12 protein-coding genes and 4 pseudogenes are annotated in these 17,918 nt (G+C 70.5%); 12 read left to right on the top strand and 4 right to left on the bottom strand.

Going from position 1 to position 17,918, the window contains the following annotated elements:
- Positions 1-122: 122 nt before the first annotated feature.
- The 3 genes from L2X99_RS09850 to L2X99_RS09840 all read left to right on the top strand — a co-directional run bounded on the left by L2X99_RS09850 (position 123) and on the right by L2X99_RS09840 (position 4,697).
- Positions 123-2,039, top strand: a complete 1,917-nt coding sequence (locus L2X99_RS09850) for an ABC transporter ATP-binding protein (protein WP_236123767.1) — start codon at positions 123-125, stop codon at positions 2,037-2,039.
- Positions 2,036-3,844, top strand: a complete 1,809-nt coding sequence (locus L2X99_RS09845; RefSeq protein ID WP_236123768.1) for an ABC transporter ATP-binding protein — start codon at positions 2,036-2,038, stop codon at positions 3,842-3,844. Before L2X99_RS09850 ends, L2X99_RS09845 begins: the two co-directional genes overlap by 4 nt.
- A 106-nt stretch (positions 3,845-3,950) precedes the next feature.
- On the top strand, positions 3,951-4,697 hold the full coding sequence (locus L2X99_RS09840) for a hypothetical protein (RefSeq protein WP_236135035.1): 747 nt from the start codon (positions 3,951-3,953) through the stop codon (positions 4,695-4,697).
- 97 nt (positions 4,698-4,794) lie between these two features.
- Here the strand turns inward: L2X99_RS09840 and L2X99_RS09835 are convergent, their stop codons facing one another.
- On the bottom strand, positions 4,795-5,253 hold the full coding sequence (locus L2X99_RS09835; RefSeq protein ID WP_236123770.1) for a GNAT family N-acetyltransferase: 459 nt from the start codon (positions 5,251-5,253) through the stop codon (positions 4,795-4,797).
- Between the two features lie 152 nt (positions 5,254-5,405).
- On the opposite strand from L2X99_RS09835, the gene L2X99_RS09830 reads away from it, so the two are divergent.
- Positions 5,406-7,622: an NADP-dependent isocitrate dehydrogenase gene (locus L2X99_RS09830; protein WP_236123771.1), complete on the top strand. Its 2,217-nt coding sequence runs from the start codon at positions 5,406-5,408 to the stop codon at positions 7,620-7,622.
- Between the two features lie 191 nt (positions 7,623-7,813).
- Here the strand turns inward: L2X99_RS09830 and L2X99_RS09825 are convergent, their stop codons facing one another.
- From L2X99_RS09825 to L2X99_RS09815, 3 genes are all read right to left on the bottom strand, one after another.
- Complete coding sequence (locus L2X99_RS09825) at positions 7,814-9,283, bottom strand: L,D-transpeptidase (RefSeq protein ID WP_236123772.1); 1,470 nt, start codon at positions 9,281-9,283, stop codon at positions 7,814-7,816.
- 124 nt (positions 9,284-9,407) lie between these two features.
- Positions 9,408-9,887 carry a hypothetical protein gene (locus L2X99_RS09820; RefSeq protein WP_236123773.1) on the bottom strand — a complete coding sequence of 160 codons (480 nt, stop codon included), beginning with the start codon at positions 9,885-9,887 and terminating at the stop codon, positions 9,408-9,410.
- Between the two features lie 100 nt (positions 9,888-9,987).
- Positions 9,988-10,395 carry a RidA family protein gene (locus tag L2X99_RS09815; protein ID WP_236123774.1) on the bottom strand — a complete coding sequence of 136 codons (408 nt, stop codon included), beginning with the start codon at positions 10,393-10,395 and terminating at the stop codon, positions 9,988-9,990.
- A gap of 224 nt (positions 10,396-10,619) precedes the next feature.
- Here L2X99_RS09815 and L2X99_RS09810 point away from each other — a divergent pair, with 224 nt between their 5' ends.
- From L2X99_RS09810 to nagB, 8 genes and pseudogenes are all read left to right on the top strand, one after another.
- Positions 10,620-11,471, top strand: coding sequence for a hypothetical protein (locus L2X99_RS09810; protein ID WP_236135034.1), 852 nt, complete (start codon positions 10,620-10,622; stop codon positions 11,469-11,471).
- Positions 11,357-11,650 (top strand): hypothetical protein, encoded by a 294-nt coding sequence (locus L2X99_RS09805; RefSeq protein WP_236123776.1) that lies wholly within the window; start codon positions 11,357-11,359, stop codon positions 11,648-11,650. Before L2X99_RS09810 ends, L2X99_RS09805 begins: the two co-directional genes overlap by 115 nt.
- Positions 11,651-11,965: 315 nt before the next feature.
- A pseudogene (locus tag L2X99_RS18290) lies at positions 11,966-13,165 on the top strand (N-acyl-D-amino-acid deacylase family protein); the annotation flags it as partial.
- 271 nt (positions 13,166-13,436) lie between these two features.
- Positions 13,437-13,568 (top strand): annotated as a pseudogene (locus L2X99_RS18285) (hypothetical protein); the annotation flags it as partial.
- 147 nt (positions 13,569-13,715) lie between these two features.
- Complete coding sequence (locus L2X99_RS18280; protein WP_329608178.1) at positions 13,716-14,906, top strand: beta-N-acetylhexosaminidase; 1,191 nt, start codon at positions 13,716-13,718, stop codon at positions 14,904-14,906.
- Positions 14,907-14,970: 64 nt separating this feature from the next.
- Positions 14,971-16,157: pseudogene (locus L2X99_RS09795) on the top strand (ROK family transcriptional regulator).
- The gene (locus L2X99_RS09790; protein ID WP_236135033.1) at positions 16,158-17,135 is read left to right on the top strand and encodes an ROK family protein; all 978 of its coding nucleotides are present in this window, start codon (positions 16,158-16,160) and stop codon (positions 17,133-17,135) included.
- Positions 17,128-17,906: pseudogene (gene nagB / locus L2X99_RS09785) on the top strand (glucosamine-6-phosphate deaminase). The gene L2X99_RS09790 and the pseudogene nagB overlap by 8 nt, the downstream one beginning before the upstream one ends.
- Positions 17,907-17,918: the final 12 nt, after the last annotated feature.

Below are 17,918 nucleotides of genomic sequence, written 5' to 3'. Positions count from 1 at the left end.
CTACGCTCCTCGTCTGAGCTAGTCCACACCGCAGTCACCGTCTACCGACCGGCGGGTGCCCCTGGGCATCCGCCCCTCATCGTCGCCGTTCCACCCTCTCTCGAGAATCATCGATACCTCACATGTCTGCGTCCCCCACTCCTTCCTCGTCTCTCTCCACTCCTGCCGCGCTGTGGCGGCTGAAGCCGTTCGTCCAGCCGATCATCGGCCGCCTCGCCGGCGGCGCCGCCAGCGCGCTCGCCGCCGCGGTGCTCGCCCTGATGGTGCCCATCGTGCTCGAGCAGATCATCCGCGGCCCGATCAAGTCCGGTGACATCACTGCGATCGTCGGCGGCGCGGCCATCGTGCTGCTGCTCGGACTCGGTGAGGCCGCCATGGTGTGGCTGCGGCGCTGGTTCGTGCTCACCCCGGCCACCGAGGTCGAGTACCGCATGCGCGCCGACATCTACTCGCGTCTGCAGACCCTGCCCGTCGCCTTCCACGACCGCTGGGGCTCGGGCCAGCTGCTCAGCCGCATGATGCAGGACATCGGCCTCATCCGCCGCTGGATCGCGTTCGGCCTGATCCTGCTCGTCGTCAACCTGCTGACCATCATCATCGGTGCGGTGCTGCTGTTCCAGTGGCACTGGATGCTTGGCACGATCTTCCTCGTCACCGGCGTGCCGATGTGGATCCAGGGCTACCTCTTCGAGAAGCGCTACGGCGTGCTGGCCAGGCAGAGCCAGGACCAGGCCGGAGACCTCGCCACCAGCGTCGAGGAGAGCGTGCACGGCATCCGCGTGCTGAAGGCCTTCGGGCGCGGCAAGCACGCCCTGCGGCGTTTCAGCTCGCAGGCCGAGACGCTGCGCGAGACCGAGCTGAGCAAGGCCCGCGCGGTCGGGACCATCTGGTTCTGGCTCGACCTCATGCCGCAGATCGCGTTCGGCCTCAGCCTGCTCACCGGCATCTGGCTGATCTGGCAGGGGGCGATCGACGAGGCCCAGCTGTTCGCGTTCTTCGCGATGGCGACCGTGCTGCGCTGGCCGATCGAGTCGATCGGGTTCCTGTTCTCGTTCATGCTGGACGCCCGCACCGCGACCGACCGCGTGTTCGACATCTTCCAGGAGACGAACAGCATCACCGATCCCGAGAAGCCGCTGCACATCGCAGAGCCGCGCGGCGAGCTCGCCTTCGAGGGCGCGCACTTCCGGTATCAGGATGCCGGTGCGGCGGAGCGCGATCTGCTGGACGGCATCGACCTGGTGCTGCGCCCCGGCGAGACCATGGCCCTCGTCGGCCTGACCGGCAGCGGCAAGACGACGCTCACCACGCTTCCCGCGCGTCTGTACGACGTCACCGGCGGTCGTGTCACCCTCGACGGTGTCGACGTGCGCGACCTGCCCCTGGCGGAGCTGCGCCGGCACGTCGCGATGGCCTTCGAGGACGCCACGCTGTTCTCCGCGACCGTGCGCGAGAACGTGCTGCTCGGCCGCGCCGACCTCGACCTGCACAGCGAAGAGGGCGAGCGCGTCATGCGGGAGGCGCTCGACGTGGCGCAGGCCGGTTTCGTCGACTCGCTGCCGGAGGGCACCGAGACGATCATCGGCGAGGAGGGGCTGAGTCTCTCCGGCGGCCAGCGGCAGCGCCTGGCGCTGGCCCGTGCGGTCGCCGCCGCGCCGAAGGTGCTCGTGCTGGACGACCCGCTGTCGGCGCTGGACGTCGACACCGAGGCTCTCGTCGAGGAGGCGCTGCGGCACGTCCTCGCCGAGACCACGGCGCTGATCGTGGCGCACCGGCCGTCCACCGTCGCGCTCGCCGACCGGGTGGCGCTGCTCGAGGGCGGGCGGGTCACCGCGGTCGGCACCCACACCGAGCTGCTGAAGACCAGCAGCCACTACCGCCACGTGATCTCGAGCCTCGAGGCCGAGGAAGCGGCGCGCACGGGTGCGATCCCGGTGATCACCGACAGCGGATGGGACCCTGAGCCCGTCGAAGGGCCGCCGGACGACGCTTCGACGGACTCAGCGACCCGGGGAGAGGAAGAGGAGGTGCAGGCATGACCATCACGGGAACCCAGGGCGAGGACCGCTCGAACTACACCCGCGAGGAGAGCCGTGCCATCCGGCAGCGCTCGCTGCGGCTGCTCGGCTCACTGATCTCGCCGCTGCGCGCGCGCATCGCGCTCGCCGCGGTGGTGCTGGTCGTCTCGACCGCGCTGCAGGTCGCCGGCCCGATCCTCATCGGCGTGGCGATCGACAGGGCGCTGCCGGTGCTGCTCGAACAGGGCGACTGGATGCCGGCGCTGATGGTCAGCGCGGTCTACCTTCTGGCCGGTGCGACGGCCGCGGCCCTGATCGGCTGGTACGTCGTCGTCGCGGCCCGCATCACCCAGGCGGTGCTGCTCGACCTGCGCAAGCGCATCTTCCTGCACACTCAGCGGCTCAGCCTCGAGTTCCACGAGTCGTACACGTCGGGCCGCATCATCTCGCGGCAGACCAGCGACCTGGACTCCATCCGCGAGCTGCTCGACGGCGGTCTGAACAACCTCGTCTCCGGAGTGCTGTTCGGCATCTTCACGTTCATCGCACTCGTGATCGCGGACTGGCAGTCCGGTGTGATCCTGCTGATCGCGGGAGTCCCGCTGGCGTTCCTGATGCGCTGGTTCTACCAGCGCTCACAGCTGGTGTACCGCGAGTCGCGCGTGATCAGCGCGAAGGTGATCGTGCAGTTCGTCGAGACGATGACCGGCATCCGCGCCGTGAAGTCGTTCCGCAAGGAGCCGCGCAACGACGAGACGTTCCAGAAGCTCGCCGGTGACTACCGCGACGTGAACCGCCGTTCGATGGTGCTGTTCGGCACGTTCGAGCCGGGGCTCATGGCGGTCGCGGCGCTCACCACCACGTTCGTCGTGCTGTGGGGCGGCATCAGGGTCTCGACCGGCGCTCTCGGCGTCGGCGTGCTGCTCAGCGCGGTGCTCTACGTGCGCAACTTCTTCGCGCCGATGCAGGAGATCGCGATGTTCCTGAACTCCTATCAGTCCGCCACGGCGGCGCTGGAGAAGGTGTCGGGCGTCCTCGAAGAGGTGCCGACGGTGCCCGACCCCGCGAAGCCGGTCGATCTGTGGGAGTCGCGCGGCGGCATCCGCTTCGACGAGGTGACCTTCGGGTACAACGGCGAGAAGACGATCCTGCCGAATTTCTCGCTCGACATCCCCGCCGGGCAGACGATCGCGCTGGTCGGCACCACCGGTGCCGGCAAGTCCACGCTGGCCAAGCTCGTCTCGCGGTTCTACGACCCGACCGAGGGTCGGGTCACGCTGGACGGCGTCGATCTGCGGATGCTGCATCCGAAGGACCTCCGCCGCGCGATCGTGATGGTCACGCAGGAGGCCTACCTGTTCAGCGGCACGGTCGCCGACAACATCGCGCTGGGCAGGCCGGATGCCACCCTCGAGGAGATCCGCTCCGCCGCGCGTGCGGTCGGCGCAGACGGGTTCATCGAGTCCCTGCCGGACGGCTACGCCACCGACGTGAACAAGCGCGGCGGTCGCGTCTCGGCGGGTCAGCGTCAGCTGATCTCGTTCGCGCGCGCCTTCCTCGCCGATCCGGCGGTGCTGATCCTCGACGAGGCCACCGCGTCGCTGGACATCCCCTCGGAGCGGCTGATCCAGGACGCGCTGCAGACTCTGCTCGCCGACCGCACCGCGATCATCATCGCGCACCGCCTGTCGACGGTCGCGATCGCCGACCGGGTGCTGGTGATGGAGCACGGCCGCATCATCGAGGACGACACCCCGGCCGCTCTCATCGGCGGCACGGGCAAGTTCGCCCAGCTGCATGCCGCCTGGCAGGAGACGCTGGTCTGACCTCCTCAGCGAGACATCATCTCCTGCTCGAGGAACCATCGCACACGTGGTTCCTCGAGCGGGACGTGGTTTCTCGGCGGCGGAGATCTAGCATGAAGGAGTGGACATGCTCCTCGAGCTCTGGTGGGTCCTGCCGGTCGTGGCCGGCGGGGCGGGCGCGGCCGTGATCGGCGCGCGCAGCGGTGGTCGCCGCCGCAGGCGCCTCGGCTTCGACGCCGCCCGGATGCAGCTCGCCGAGGCCCGCAACGCGGCCGTCGCGACGACTGCAGCGCTGAAGGCGGCCAGGGCGGAGGTCGCGCACGCCAACGCGGAGCGCGGGGCGGGACGCGCGTCGGACATCGACGTCACCCGCGCACGACGCGCGCTGCGCGAGGCCGAGCAGCACGCCAAGGCGGCATCCGCTCTGGTGCGCGCTCGGCGCGCACGCGTCGCGGCGTCACGCGCCGAGCTCGCCGCACCGGGCGACCCGCTCGAGCGGCTGTGGGCTGCGCACGATGCGCTGAACGTGCGGTGGATGGAGTACGAGACCGATCCGGCGCGAGCGATCGCCTTCCCGCAGATGAGCGATGTCGAAGCGCCCGCGACCGCGGCGTTCTTCGCCGCGCAGCTGCGGGCGAGGGATGCCAGACCTGCGGCGGATGCCAGACGCGTGACGCCCGCCGAGTTCGCGGCCTACCGCGATGCCGTGACCGAGCTGGAGCGCGCGTTCGTCGACGCCGAGCGTGCGGCGGGCGCCGTGCGCGAACCCCGCCCGGCCTGGCAGGACACCGCGCATCAGGTCATCGAGCTCGGCGCCGAGGCCATCCGCTCCGTGACCGATCGCACGGCCCGCCGCCGTGAGGACCCGCGCTGATCCGTACACCGCAGAGCGCGCGCCGACCGCTGCGCCGACCGGAGAAGGGGGCGACGAGACCTCGATGGGGGAGGGGATTCGAGGCCCCGCCGCCGTTCTAGTCGGCGATCCGGATCTCGGCGATGACCTCGGAGTACTCGGTCTCGCCGACGGGGAGGAAGCCCACCCGGCGGAAGAACGCCTCCGGGCCCTCTTCTCCGGCTTCATAGATCACATCCAGGTGATCCACGCCACGGTTTCGCGCTTCTTCGAGAAGCGCCTCGACGGCGAATCGGCCGACGCCGCGACCCTGGTCGTCGGCGTCGACGTTGATCCGCCAGAGAACGCTGCGGAAGTGCTCCTCGGGAGCTTCGGGGTCGAAGCTCGCGCTCACGAAACCGACGACCTGATCGCCATCGAGGACCACCCGCTGCCATGAGGTCTGCGGGTTGATGACGGTTGCTGCGATGCCGTACGAGACAGGCGCGAGGAACTGCTCCTGCCCGGGCTTGAGGGACAGGTTGTTGACCGCGACGATCGTCGCGGCCGAGAGTTCGACCAGGCTCAGTTCCGACATGACCCCAGGCTAGTCCCATTCGTCTGCTCCTCGGCAGAATCGGGGCAGGTCCATGCTCGCGGCCACAGGCCCAGATATCTCGATATCAAGATATCTCTCCGCACACGGTAAGCTGAATCGACCCATACCAGTGACGAACGAAGAGGCATGCGGTGACTGACTCCACCATCATCTACACCTACACGGACGAGGCGCCGGCACTGGCAACGGCCTCGTTCCTGCCGATCATCTCCGCCTTCACCGGCAAGGCCGGCGTCGAGGTCGAGACGCGCGACATCTCGCTGGCCGGCCGCATCCTGGCCGCGTTCCCGCAGAAGCTCACGCCCGAGCAGCAGGTCGGCGACGCACTGGCCGAGCTCGGCGGTCTCGCCACGCTGCCCGAGGCGAACATCATCAAGCTGCCGAACATCTCGGCATCGATCCCGCAGCTGAAGGCCGCGATCGCCGAGCTGCAGCAGCAGGGCTACGACGTGCCGGACTACCCGGACGAGCCGTCCTCGATCGAGGAGAAAGACGTCCGCGCCCGCTACGACCGCATCAAGGGCTCCGCGGTGAACCCGGTGCTGCGCGAGGGCAACAGCGACCGCCGCGCACCTCTCGCGGTGAAGAACTACGCCAGGAAGCACCCGCACCGCAACAAGCCGTTCGCGGACGGCTCGAAGACCCGCGTCGCGACCATGGGGCACGACGACTTCAAGAACAACGAGCGCTCGTGGGTCGCCGCGCACGACGACGTCCTCAGCTTCCGCCACACGGCGACCGACGGCACCGTCACCGTGCTCAAGGAGGGCCTGAAGGTCCTGCCGCGCGAGATCATCGACGCCACGTTCCTCTCGGCGAAGGCCCTCGACGCCTTCCTCGCCGAGACGCTCGAGACCGCCAAGGCCGACGACGTGCTCTACTCGGTGCACCTGAAGGCCACGATGATGAAGGTCAGCGACCCGATCATCTTCGGCCACGTGGTGAAGGCGTTCTTCACGGACGTCTTCGCCCAGTACGGCGAGCAGCTCGCCGCCGCCGGCCTCAGCGCGAACGACGGCCTCGGCTCGATCCTGAACGGCCTGTCCGGCGTCGCCGGCGGCGACGAGATCGCCGCGGCCTTCGACAAGGCGATCGCCGAGGGTCCCCGCCTGTCGTACGTGAACTCCGACAAGGGCATCACCAACCTGCACGTACCCAGCGACGTGATCGTGGATGCCTCGATGCCGGCGCTGGTCCGCAACGGCGGCAAGCTCTGGGGCAGGGACGGCGGCGAGGCCGACACGCTGGCCGTCATCCCGGACTCGTCCTATGCCGGTGTCTACCAGGCCGTGATCGACGACGTCATCGCCAACGGGCCCCTCGATCCCGCGACCATCGGCACCGTGCCGAACGTGGGCCTGATGGCGCAGGCGGCCGAGGAGTACGGCAGCCACGACAAGACGTTCGAGATCGCGGCGGACGGCATCGTGCAGGTGCTCGACAGCGAGGGCACCGTGCTCATCGAGCACGAGGTCGGCAGGGGCGACATCTGGCGCGCCACGCAGACCAAGCACATCCCGATCATGGACTGGGTGAAGCTGGCGGTGACGCGCGCCCGCGCCACCGGCGCTCCGGCCGTGTTCTGGCTGGACGCGAACCGCTCGCACGACGCCCAGATCATCGCCAAGGTGCACCAGGGTCTCGCCACGCTCGACACGCACGGCCTCACGCTGACCATCCTCGCCCCCGAGGAGGCGACGCGCTACACGCTCGCTCGCATGCGTCACGGCCTGGACACCATCTCGGTGACCGGCAACGTGCTGCGCGACTACCTGACCGACCTGTTCCCGATCCTCGAGGTCGGCACCAGCGCCAAGATGCTCTCGATCGTCCCGCTGCTCGCCGGCGGTGGCCTGTTCGAGACCGGCGCGGGCGGCTCGGCTCCGAAGCACGTGCAGCAGCTGGTGCAGGAGAACTACCTGCGCTGGGACTCGCTGGGCGAGTTCTTCGCGCTCGCCGCCTCGCTCGAGCACTTCGCCGACGCGGAGGGCAACGAGAAGGCCCGCGTCCTGGCCGAGACGCTGGATGCTGCGACGGGAACGTTCCTCGAGGAGGACCGGTCGCCCGGTCGCGCGCTCGGCACGATCGACAACCGCGGCAGCCACTTCTACCTGGCCCTGTACTGGGCGCAGGAACTGGCGAAGCAGACGAAGGACGCCGAGCTGGCTGCGGCGTTCGCCCCTGTGGCGGAGAAGCTGGCGGCCGAAGAGGCGACGATCGTCGCCGAGCTCAACGCCGCTCAGGGGTCGGCCGCCGACATCGGCGGCTACTACCGACCCGACGCGGCGAAGGTCGACGCTGTGATGCGCCCCTCCTCGACGCTGAACGCCGTGATCGACTCGCTCTGATCGCAGAGGAGAAAGGGCGGGGATGCCAGGCATCCCCGCCCTTCTCCGTACTCGGCTTCGGAGCGCGCGGCGCGACACGCCGCAAGCAGGCCGGATGCAGCGGCGCGTCGCGCGCGGCATCCGGAGATGCGCACGGCGGCCGAGCACACACCAGCAGCCGGTCCGCTCGAACGGGACGGACGCTGCCGGGGCTACTGCTGGACAGTGACCTGGAAGCCGTCCGGCGCCCAGTTGTACACCCACTTGGCCGCCGAGATCGGCATGTTCACGCAGCCGTGGCTCATGACATGACCGAAGTTGCTGTGCCAGTAGGTGCCGTGGAAGGCCTGGTTGCCGTTGAAGTACGTGACCCAGGGCACGTCCTTCGTGACGTAGGTCTCACCGACCATGTCCTGCTTCGCCACGTGCGCGCGGATCCGGAAGTGGCCCTGGCGCGTGTCGAATCCGGGCCGTCCGGTCGAGACCGCCCAGTCGCGGACGAGCCTGCCGTTCTCGTAGAAGTAGGCGTGCTGCTTCGACAGGTCGACGACCGCGTGCCGGTACAGCGGCGTGGTCGTGAACGGGGTCTCGTCGACCGTCAGCGCGAAGGCGCTGTCGCCCTGGCCGAGCTGGGCCGCGAATGCCGCGGCGATGCCGGCGGTGTCGCCGAGTGCACGACCGGTGCGCCCTGCGGTCTCGGTGCGCAGCACCTTGCCGTCGGAGTCCACGACGGTGGTGGCATTGACCGGCGCTCGGTTCACTGCTTCAGGCAGGGTCGCGACGGTCTTCTGGATGGCGCCGGCGTCGGCGTCGATGACCAGGTCGCCGTCGACCGGCGCCACGGTCAGCCAGGTGGCGGCGACGGCGGGTGCGACCGGGACGGTGCGCTCCTTGCCCACGTAGAAGCCGATGGTGCCGAGCATGGTGTTGAGCTTCTCGGCTGCGGCGTTCGCCTCGTCGGTGGTGATGTCTGCTGCGGTCGGGATGCCGGTGGCGTCGAACTGCGCGGAGGGCTTGCCGTCGGCGACCGCGGCGACGAACGTCTTGCTCAGCGCGTCGAGGTCGAGGCCGGTTCCGTCGACCGCGGGGGTGACTGCGTAGGTGCCGGTCTTCGCGTCGAAGGCGACGACCGCGTCGACTCCGTCCTTGTAGCTCGCGGGCACAGCGGCGCGCAGCGAGCGGTCGGCCGCGACGGGATCGAGGGTGATGTCGGCCTTCAGGGGCTCGCCCATCCAGGAGCCGAGGTTCCACATCGGGTGCGCGGCGAACGCCGCGTCGGCGAGGGCCTTCGCATCGGCCGTCACGCCCAGGGACGCGCCGTTGACCGTGACATCCGATCCGGCGCCGGCGAGCACGATCTCGGTCTCGGCGAGGTGCGTGCTGATCGCATCGGCCGCCATACCCGCGGTCATCCCGCCGACCGGGATGCCGGCGACGGTGGTGCCGGGTGCGATGAGGATGGTCGACGCACCGGCCGCGGCGAGCAGCAGCGCACCGGCGCCGATGCCGATCCACAGCCCGACGTGGTGCTTCTTCTTCGGCGCGGGCTCCATGGGCGCCCAGGCCAGGGGCTGGCCGCCGTCGGACGGCGGCAGGGCACCGCTCAGCGGCACCGTCGGCGCAGCGCCGTCGGTCACCGCGTCCTGCGCGCCTGTGTTCGGCGCAGAAACGAGATCGGTCACGAACTCACCCCGGTCTTCGAAGAACCCTCCGTACTCCATGGTAAAGGATGGTTGATAACGAGCGGGCAACGGTCGAGGGCGGGCGCCGCGCAGTGCGACGCCCGCCCTCGAGGGATCCGGCGGCTCAGGCCGTGCAGAGCTTCGTGAACGCCTTCACCGAGTCGTTCATGTCGGAGGTCAGTGTGCCGATGTCGGACGCGGCCGAGGTGTCGCCGTCGACGACGACCTTCTTGAAGACGTCGCGCAGCTTCGCGTAGTCGTCGTGGAAGTCGGTCAGAGCGGCCTTGACGTCGGCGTTGCTCACGGTGTCGGACGCCTCGCCGAGACCGTCGACGAGCGCGCTGAGCGCGTCGATCGTGCCCTGCGGGTCACTGGCGGCCTTCGACATGTCGATGTTCTGCAGTTCGCCGGTGGCGGCGGAGACCTTCTCTCCGGCGACCTTGCAGGCGTCCGCGACCGACTGTTCGGACGTCTTCGGAGCATCCTTCGACGCCGAATTCGACGTGTCGGAACCGGACGAGTCGCTGGACGCGGGGCCGGAGCAGGCGCTGAGGCCCAGGATCGCGACGGCGGCGATGGTGATGGCGGCGATACGGCGGTTCATCTGTACGTTTCCCTCCCTCGCGGGGCGCTTCCCCGCGAAAACGAACGGCGCCAAGTCAAGCACAGGAGGCGCGGGAAACGAGAACCGGACGCGACGCCGGTCAGTCGGCGATGAAGGCCAGAGCGTCGATCTCGACCAGCATCTCCTCGCGGGGGAGCCCGGTGATGACCGTGGTGCGCGAGGGCAGCACGCCGCTCGGCGTGTTCGCTGTGACGAAAGCGCCGTAGGCGTCGTTCATGGTGCCGAAGTCGTCACGGCTGGCGAGGTACACGCGGAGCATCACGACGTCGTCGAAGGTCGCTCCGGAGGCCTCGACGATCGCCTTCACATTCTCCAGCACGCGCGTGGTCTGCGCGGCCACGTCGCCGGGGTGCAGGTACTCACCGGTGACCGGGTCGACGGGGCCCTGCCCTGACACCTGCACGAGGGGTCCGCGACGCACGCCCTGCGAGAAGGTGTGAGCGGGTGCGGGGGCGGCGTCGGTGACGACGCGGGTCTTCTGGCTCATGCGTTCACCCTCGTAGCTTTGTCAGATGCCTCTCCTTATCCCCGATCCGGTCATCGGCGCCTGGACGAAGGGCCTGCCGGCACGTGCGCACGGCCTGCGGCTGTCCGAGCTGGACGGCGCCGGACTGCATCTCTCCGACCTGCCGACACCGGCTTTCACCCTGCATCACGACGCGCTGAGCCACAACGAGCGCACGATGTTCGAATGGGCCGCGCGAGCAGGGTGTGCAGGTCGCACCGCACGGCAAGACGACGATGGCGCCGGCGCTCTGGCAGCGGCTGCTGGACGCCGGGGCCTGGGGAATCTCGGTGGCCACGCCGTGGCAGGCGGGCGTCGCCATCGAGGCCGGGGTGCGGCGGGTGCTCATCGCCAACGCGGTCACGGATGCCGCGGCGGCGGCCGATCTCGGGGCCGCGCTGGCGCGCGACGCCGGACTGCGCGTGCTGTGCTGGGCGGACTCCGTCGACACGGTGCAGCTGCTGGGCGGCGCCCTCCGCAGCTCGGGGGCGACGCTGGACGTGCTCGTCGAGCTCGGCGGTCACGGTGGTCGGACCGGTGCGCGCACCGTCGGGGAGGGACAGGCGATCGCCGACGCGATCGCGGCGACGGACGGGCTGCGGCTCGCCGGTGTCGCGGGCTACGAGGGCGCGATCGGATCCGGACGCGGCGAGGAGTCGATCGCCCGGGTGGACGCCTATCTCGGCACGCTCGTCGCCCTGCACGACCTGCTGCAGTACCCGGAGCTCGAGGCGGCGGGCCTCCGCCCCGTGCTGAGCGCCGGGGGAGCGCCTTCCCGGACCGCGCGGCCGCCGTGCTGGCGACCCGGCGCGAGCGCGCCGAGGTGGTGCTGCGCTCGGGTGCATTCCAGATCCACGACGACGGCTTCTACAGTCGGATCTCGCCGTTCGGAGAGGTGCTCGGCACCGGGCCGCTGCGCTCGGCGATGCATGTCTGGGCGCGGGTGGTCTCGCACCCGGAGCCCACGCTCGCTCTGCTCGACGCCGGCCGCAGGGACGCGCCGTTCGACCTCGATCTGCCCGTGCCGCAGGGTGTGCGCGGCGAAGTCACGGCGCTGAACGATCAGCACGCGTTCCTGACGCTCGCACCGGAGCAGGAGGTCTCGATCGGGCAGGTGGTGCGCCTGGGACTGTCGCACCCGTGCACGGCGTTCGACAAATGGCGGGTCGCGGTGATCATCGACGACCCGGATGGCGCCGATCCTCGAGTGATCGGAGCGGTGGCCACGTGCTTCTGAGCCCCTCGCTCGCCGCCGAAGGCCAGGTACGGGTGTATCGCGACGCCACCGTCGTCGACGGCACGGGACAGCCCCGCTACGTCGCGGACGTCGCGGTCGAGGGACCGCGGGTCGTCGGAGTCCGCCGGCCGGGCGACGACGACTTCGGGCTGCCCGACGGGGCGATCGAGGTGCCCGCGGCGGGCCTGGTGCTCGCACCGGGGTTCATCGACATGCACGCGCACTCCGATCTCGCCGTGCTCACCGGCGCGGCGCACGACGCCAAGATCCGTCAGGGCGTGACGACCGAGGTGATCGGCCAGGACGGCATCGGCTATGCGCCTCTGGACGACCGCATCGCGGCATCCGTGCCGGTGCAGATCGCCGGATGGAACGGACTGCCCGAGACCGCCCTGCCGTGGCGGACGATGGACGACTTCCTCGCGGCGATCGATGCGGCGACCGTCGCCAACGTCGCCGTGCTCGTGCCGCAGGGCAATCTGCGCATGCTCGCGATCGGGCACGCGAACCGGCGGGCGACGGCCGCCGAGATCGCCGAGATGCAGCGGATGCTCGGCGAGGCGCTGGACGCCGGAGCCGACGGGCATGTCCAGCGGGCTCACCTACGCGCCGGGCATGTACGCCGACACGGCCGAGCTCGAGGCGCTCTGCCGGGTCGTCGCCGAGCGCGGCGGCTACTGGGCTCCGCACACCCGCAGCTACGGTGCCGGCGCCCTCGACGCGTTCCGCGAGGCCCTCGACATCGGTCGGCGCACCGGATGCCCGATCCATCTCACCCACGCGACCATGAACTTCGCGCCGAACCGGGGCAGGGCCGGCGAGCTGCTCGCGCTCGTCGACGCCGCGCTCGCCGACGGCGTCGAGGTCACGCTCGACACCTATCCCTACCTGCCCGGCGCCACCACGCTCTCGGCGCTGCTGCCCAGCCGCCTGGCGGAGGGCGGGGACCTCGGCGGCGCGCTCCGCGCCCTCGACGCGGACGGCCGCGAGAAGGTGCGGGTCGAGCTCGAGGAGATCGGCTGCGACGGGTTCCACGGCGAACGAGCGGATTGGACGCTGATCGAGATCTCGGGTGTCGGCGACCCGGCGCTGCGCGCTCTGGTCGGTCGCACCGTCGCTGAGATCGCCGAGGCCGAAGGGCGCAGGCCCGTCGACATCGTGCTCGACACCGTGATCGCCGACGGCGGAGCGACCGGCGTGCTGATGCACATCGGCGACGAGGGCAACGTGCGACAGATCATGCGCCACCCCCGGCACACGGCCGGCAGCGACGGGATCCTGGTCGGAGGGAAGCCGCATCCGCGCGGCTACGGCACTTTCCCGCACTATCTCGGGCACTACGTGCGCGAGCTGGGCGTGCTCACGCTGGAGCAGGCGGTGCAGCACCTGTCCGGCACTCCTGCCGCGAGACTCGGGCTGCACCGCGGCGATCGTCCGCGCGGCGTGGTCCGTGAGGGCGCCGCCGCCGACCTGGTACTGTTCGACCCCGCGACGATCGGCAGCGCGGCGTCGTTCGACGACCCGCGTGCGGCGCCGACCGGCATCGTCGACGTGCTCGTGTCGGGCGTGCCCGTGCTGTCGGGCGGCGAGGTCACCGGGGCGACGCCGGGGCGGGCGCTGCGCATGTCGCCACCCCCGCACCGCGCGACAGTGCCGCGGACCGCCTGTGAGATCGACTCCGACGCCGGGCCGTTCGTGCTGCGCCCGGGCGCCGCCGTGCACGCGGAGGAGGGGCTGGGATCGGTCGCCGCACTGCTGCGCGGCGCACTCGCCCTGGGCGAACCGGATGCCGGCGGCGCCCGCCGTCGCGCTGCGCGTCGAGTCCGAGGTCGGCGGTCCGGAGGCGTTCCGCATCCGCGTCGGCCCCACCGGCATCGATGTCGCGGGCGGCTCTGCAGAGGGCGTCTTCCGCGGGACGACGATCCTGCGGCAGCTCTGCGATCCGGAGCATCCGCTCGGCAGCCGCATCCCGGCGGGCACCTGGTGGGGCGAGCCGGCCGCCGGGTGGCGCGGACTGATGCTCGACGTCGCCAGGCACTTCCGGCCCGTGGCCGATGTGCGCCGGATGATCGACCTGCTCGCCACGCATCACCTGAACGTGCTGCACCTGCACCTCACCGACGACCAGGGCTGGCGCTTCGAGGTGCCGGGGTATCCCCGGCTGACCGAGGTGGGGGCGGTGCGGCAGGCCACTCAGCTCGGACACGGCCCCACGGCGACGGTCGAGCCGGGCGAGCATGCGGGCTTCTACCGTGCGGATGAGATCCGCGAGCTCGTCGCCTACGCCGCAGACCGGTTCGTGACGATCGTGCCCGAGGTGGAGCTGCCGGGGCACGTGCAGGCCGCGCTCGCCGCGTATCCCGAGCTCGGCAACTCCGATGTCTCGACGCCGCCGACGGGCCCGTGGGAGCGGTTCGGCGTGAACCGTCGGGTGCTCGCGCCCACGGAGGAGTCCCTCGCCTTCGGACGCGCCGCCATCGATGCGCTGTGCGACCTGTTCGACGCGGAGTGGATCGGCATCGGCGGCGATGAGGTGCCGACCGATGAGTGGTCTGCGAGTCCCGCGGCGCAGGTGCGGATGCGGGAGCTCGGACTGTCGTCGCCGCAGGAGGTGCAGCCGTGGTTCACGCGCGCGTTCGTGGCGCATGTGCGGTCGCGCGGGCGCACCGCGCTGGCCTGGGACGAGGCGCTCGCCGGTCCCGTTCCGGAGGGCGTGCGGCTGCTCGCCTGGCGCGGCACGGTGGCGATGGAGGAGGCGCTGCGACGGGGCATCCCGGTCGTCGCCTGCCCCGATCTCGAGGTCTACCTGGACTACCCGCAGTCCGATTCCGAGGACGAGCCGATCCGCGTCGGCCCGCCGCTGCCGATCGAGCGCGCCTACACACTGCGCGTGCCCGACGGCGCCGAGGGCGGTCAGGCGAACGTGTGGAGCGAGCACCTGCCCACGCGCGAACGGGTGGACTTCGCCGTCTTCCCTCGGCTGTCGGCGATCGCGGAGCGACTCTGGGACGGGGAGAGGCGATGTCTTTCGACGGCTTCGCGCGGCGACTCCCCGTGCAGCTGCGCCGGCTGGCGACGGCCGGCGTGCGGTACCGTCCGCTGGACGGCCCGATGCCCGCGCAACGTCGTCCCGGCATCCCGGGCAAGCCGCTCACGCGCACTCAGAGGGAGTCGATCGTGGCGGAGCTCGTGGCTGGTCTGTCGGCCGGTCGCACCCCTGGCGCGGAAGGAGCGGAGTAAAGTAACGTTTCGGTAACCTGGTCGCCCTTGAGGGCGGGGTGGGTTGCATAAATTTTGTTCGTAAGGTCTACTGAACAAACATGTCCGAATCGGATGAACTGCGTGCGTCGGCGTCGATGGAACACATCGGCGCACCGTCGCACGCCTTCGGACCCGTGCGGCGGCTGAGGTCCCGCGCCAAGGTTCTCCCCGAGCACGCCCGCGGTCACAACCGCGCCCTCGTCCTGCAGACCCTGTACCACTCCGGGGCGATGAGCCGCGCGGACCTCTCGCGCGAGACCGGCCTGACCAGGGTGACGATCTCCGACCTCGTCGCCGAGTTCATCGCGGACGGCATCGTCGTCGAGATCGGCGTGCGCGAGACCGTCGGACCGGGCAAGCCGCCGATCCTCGTTGACATCGACCGCAGCGGACATCAGATCATCGGCATCGACCTCTCCGGACCCACCCATTTCGAGGGTGCGGTGATGGGCCTGGACGGCGACGTGGTGGAGCGGCGCACCGTCACCCGGCCCGATCAGAAGGACGGTGATGCGTCCTACGCGGCGACCCTGCAGCTCGTCCGGGAGCTGATCGCCGCGTCCAGCCGGCCGCTGCTCGGCGTCGGCATCGGCGCACAGGGCATCGTCCGGCCCGACGGCGTCGTGCTCAGCTCGCCCAACCTCGGCTGGCACGGCTTCCCCCTGGAGTCGCGCCTCAGCCTGGAGCTCGACCTGCCGGTCATCGTCCGCAACGACGCCAACGCCGCAGTGCTCGCCGAGTACACCTTCGGCGAGGAGCGCAGTGACTTCATGCTGATCAAGATCGGTCGCGGCGTGGGCGCCGGGCTGATCACCGGAAGCCAGCCGCTGCTGGGCAGTCGTTTCGCCGCGGGGAGATCGGCCACGTCGTGGTCGGCACAGACGGCGGTCCGCGCTGCGTCTGCGGCAAGGACGGCTGCCTGGAGGCCTGGCTGAACGGCACGCGACTCACCGCCGCGATCGAGGAGAATCCGTCCGACCGTGACGACATCCTCCGCGACGCCGGCGCGCGGATGGCCATCGGCATCGCTCCGATCGTCGCCGCGCTCGACCTGTCCGACATCGTGCTGTCCGGTCCGCCGGAGCTGCTCGGAGACGTCCTCATCGGGGCGGCGATCGACACGCTGCGCGCCCGCACACTGGAGGGGATCTTCGACGATGTCGCCATCCGTCTCACTCATCAGGACGACATCGTGCTCCGCGGTGCCGCTGTGATGGTCCTGTCCGGTCAGCTGGGAGTCTCGTAGATGACGGCGGGGAGCGCCCGGTCGGGAGGCCGGGCCATACGAGTGGGCCTGGACGTCGGCGGCACGAAGACGGATGCCGTCGCGATCGACGGCTCGGGAGAGATCCTCGGGCGGGTCAGACGGCCCACCGGCTGGGGACCCGACGCCGTCGTGCAGAGCATCGTCGAGACCACCCTCGCGCTCGCCGGTGAGGCCGGTTTCGGCACCGCCGACATCCGCTCGGTCGGTGTCGGCATCCCGGGGATGGTGGACAGCGGCAGCGGCCGGGTGCTGCACGCCGTGAACCTCGGCGTCGAGTCGCTCGACATCGCGGAACGCGCCGGATCGGTCATCGACGCCCCGTTCGCCGTGGAGAACGACGTCAAGGCCGCGGCGCTGGGCGCGGCCTCGCTGCGCGGAGACGACGCATCGATGGCCTACCTCAACCTCGGCACAGGCGTCGCAGCCGGTATCGTCGCGGGCGGTCGCATCTGGCGCGGGACCCACGGCAGCGCCGGTGAGGTCGGGCACATCTCGGTCGACCCCCACGGCCGGGTGTGCGGCTGCGGTCAGCGCGGCTGCGTCGAGACGCTGTGCGGCGGCGGAGCACTGGCCCGGGCGTGGGGACGCCCGGGCGAACTGCCCGTCCGCGACATCTTCGACGCCGCCGAGGCCGGTGATCCCGTGGCCGCGGCCCTCCGCGCCGATCTCGCCAGGGGAGCGGCCGCGGCCGTGCGCATCCTGGTGCTCTCGGTCGATGTCGAGACCGTCGTCATCGGCGGCGGGCTGACGGCGCTGGGAACACGCCTCGAGGACGACATCGTGCGGGCGCTGCGCGCGGACGCCGAGAACTCGCCGTTCATGCGATCGCTGCACCTCGATGAGAGAATCGAACTGCTGCCGATCGGTTCTCCGGTCGCGGCCCTCGGCGCCGCCCTGCTGACTGCGGCGCCGGCCGGCTACCCCATCACCGAGAAGGAGACCGCCGCTCATGGCTGAAGTCGTCATCGTCAAGAGCGCGGCCGCCGCCGGCGCGCTGGTCGCCCAGGAGATCGTCGAGCTGCTCGACCGCAAGGCCGACGCCGTGCTCGGGCTCGCGACCGGCTCCACGCCGCTCGGCGTGTACCAGGCGCTCGCGGAGCGCGTCCGTGGCCGTGACCTGTCGCAGGTGCGCGGCTTCGCGCTCGACGAGTACGTCGGTCTCGACCCGGCGCACCCCGAGAGCTACCGGTCGGTCATCACGCGCGAGGTCGTCGAGCCTCTCGGTCTCGATCCGGCCCGGGTGCACGTTCCGAACGGCGCCGAGGCGACCATCGAGCACGCGGGATCCGACTACGAGGCGGCGATCGACGCCGCCGGCGGAGTGGATCTGCAGATCCTCGGCATCGGCACCGACGGGCACATCGGCTTCAACGAGCCGGGATCGTCGTTCGCCTCGCGCACCCGGGTGAAGACCCTCACCGAGCAGACCCGTGAGGACAACGCGCGCTTCTTCGACTCGATCGATCAGGTGCCGATGCACTGCATCACTCAGGGCCTGGGCACGATCCTGCGCGCTCGGCACCTCGTGCTGCTCGCCTTCGGCGAGGGCAAGGCGCAGGCGATCGCCGACGCGGTCGAGGGACCGCTGTCGGCCATCCTCCCGGTTCCGCGATCCAGCTGCACGAGCACGCGACCGTCGTCGTCGACGAGGCCGCGGCCTCGAAGCTCAAGCTGGCCGACTACTACCGCTACACCTACGCGAACAAGCCCGCCTGGCAGGGCATCTGACGACGCTTCGAT

Origin of the sequence: Microbacterium sp. KUDC0406 (genome assembly GCF_021582875.1) — a bacterium.
Lineage (GTDB): Bacteria > Actinomycetota > Actinomycetes > Actinomycetales > Microbacteriaceae > Microbacterium.
Note: the sequence above shows the minus strand (reverse complement) of the source record. Positions and strands in the feature narration are given on the sequence as shown.

Excerpts from the sequence above, each read along its gene's own strand:
- L2X99_RS09845 (WP_236123768.1), top strand. The coding sequence starts at position 2,036 with ATGACCATCACGGGAACCCAGGGCGAGGACCGCTCGAACTACACCCGC.
- L2X99_RS09790 (WP_236135033.1), top strand. The coding sequence starts at position 16,158 with ATGACGGCGGGGAGCGCCCGGTCGGGAGGCCGGGCCATACGAGTGGGC.
- L2X99_RS09840 (WP_236135035.1), top strand. The coding sequence starts at position 3,951 with ATGCTCCTCGAGCTCTGGTGGGTCCTGCCGGTCGTGGCCGGCGGGGCG.
- L2X99_RS09820 (WP_236123773.1), bottom strand. The coding sequence starts at position 9,887 with ATGAACCGCCGTATCGCCGCCATCACCATCGCCGCCGTCGCGATCCTG.
- L2X99_RS09850 (WP_236123767.1), top strand. The coding sequence starts at position 123 with ATGTCTGCGTCCCCCACTCCTTCCTCGTCTCTCTCCACTCCTGCCGCG.
- L2X99_RS09835 (WP_236123770.1), bottom strand. The coding sequence starts at position 5,253 with ATGTCGGAACTGAGCCTGGTCGAACTCTCGGCCGCGACGATCGTCGCG.
- L2X99_RS18280 (WP_329608178.1), top strand. The coding sequence starts at position 13,716 with ATGATCGACCTGCTCGCCACGCATCACCTGAACGTGCTGCACCTGCAC.
- L2X99_RS09815 (WP_236123774.1), bottom strand. The coding sequence starts at position 10,395 with ATGAGCCAGAAGACCCGCGTCGTCACCGACGCCGCCCCCGCACCCGCT.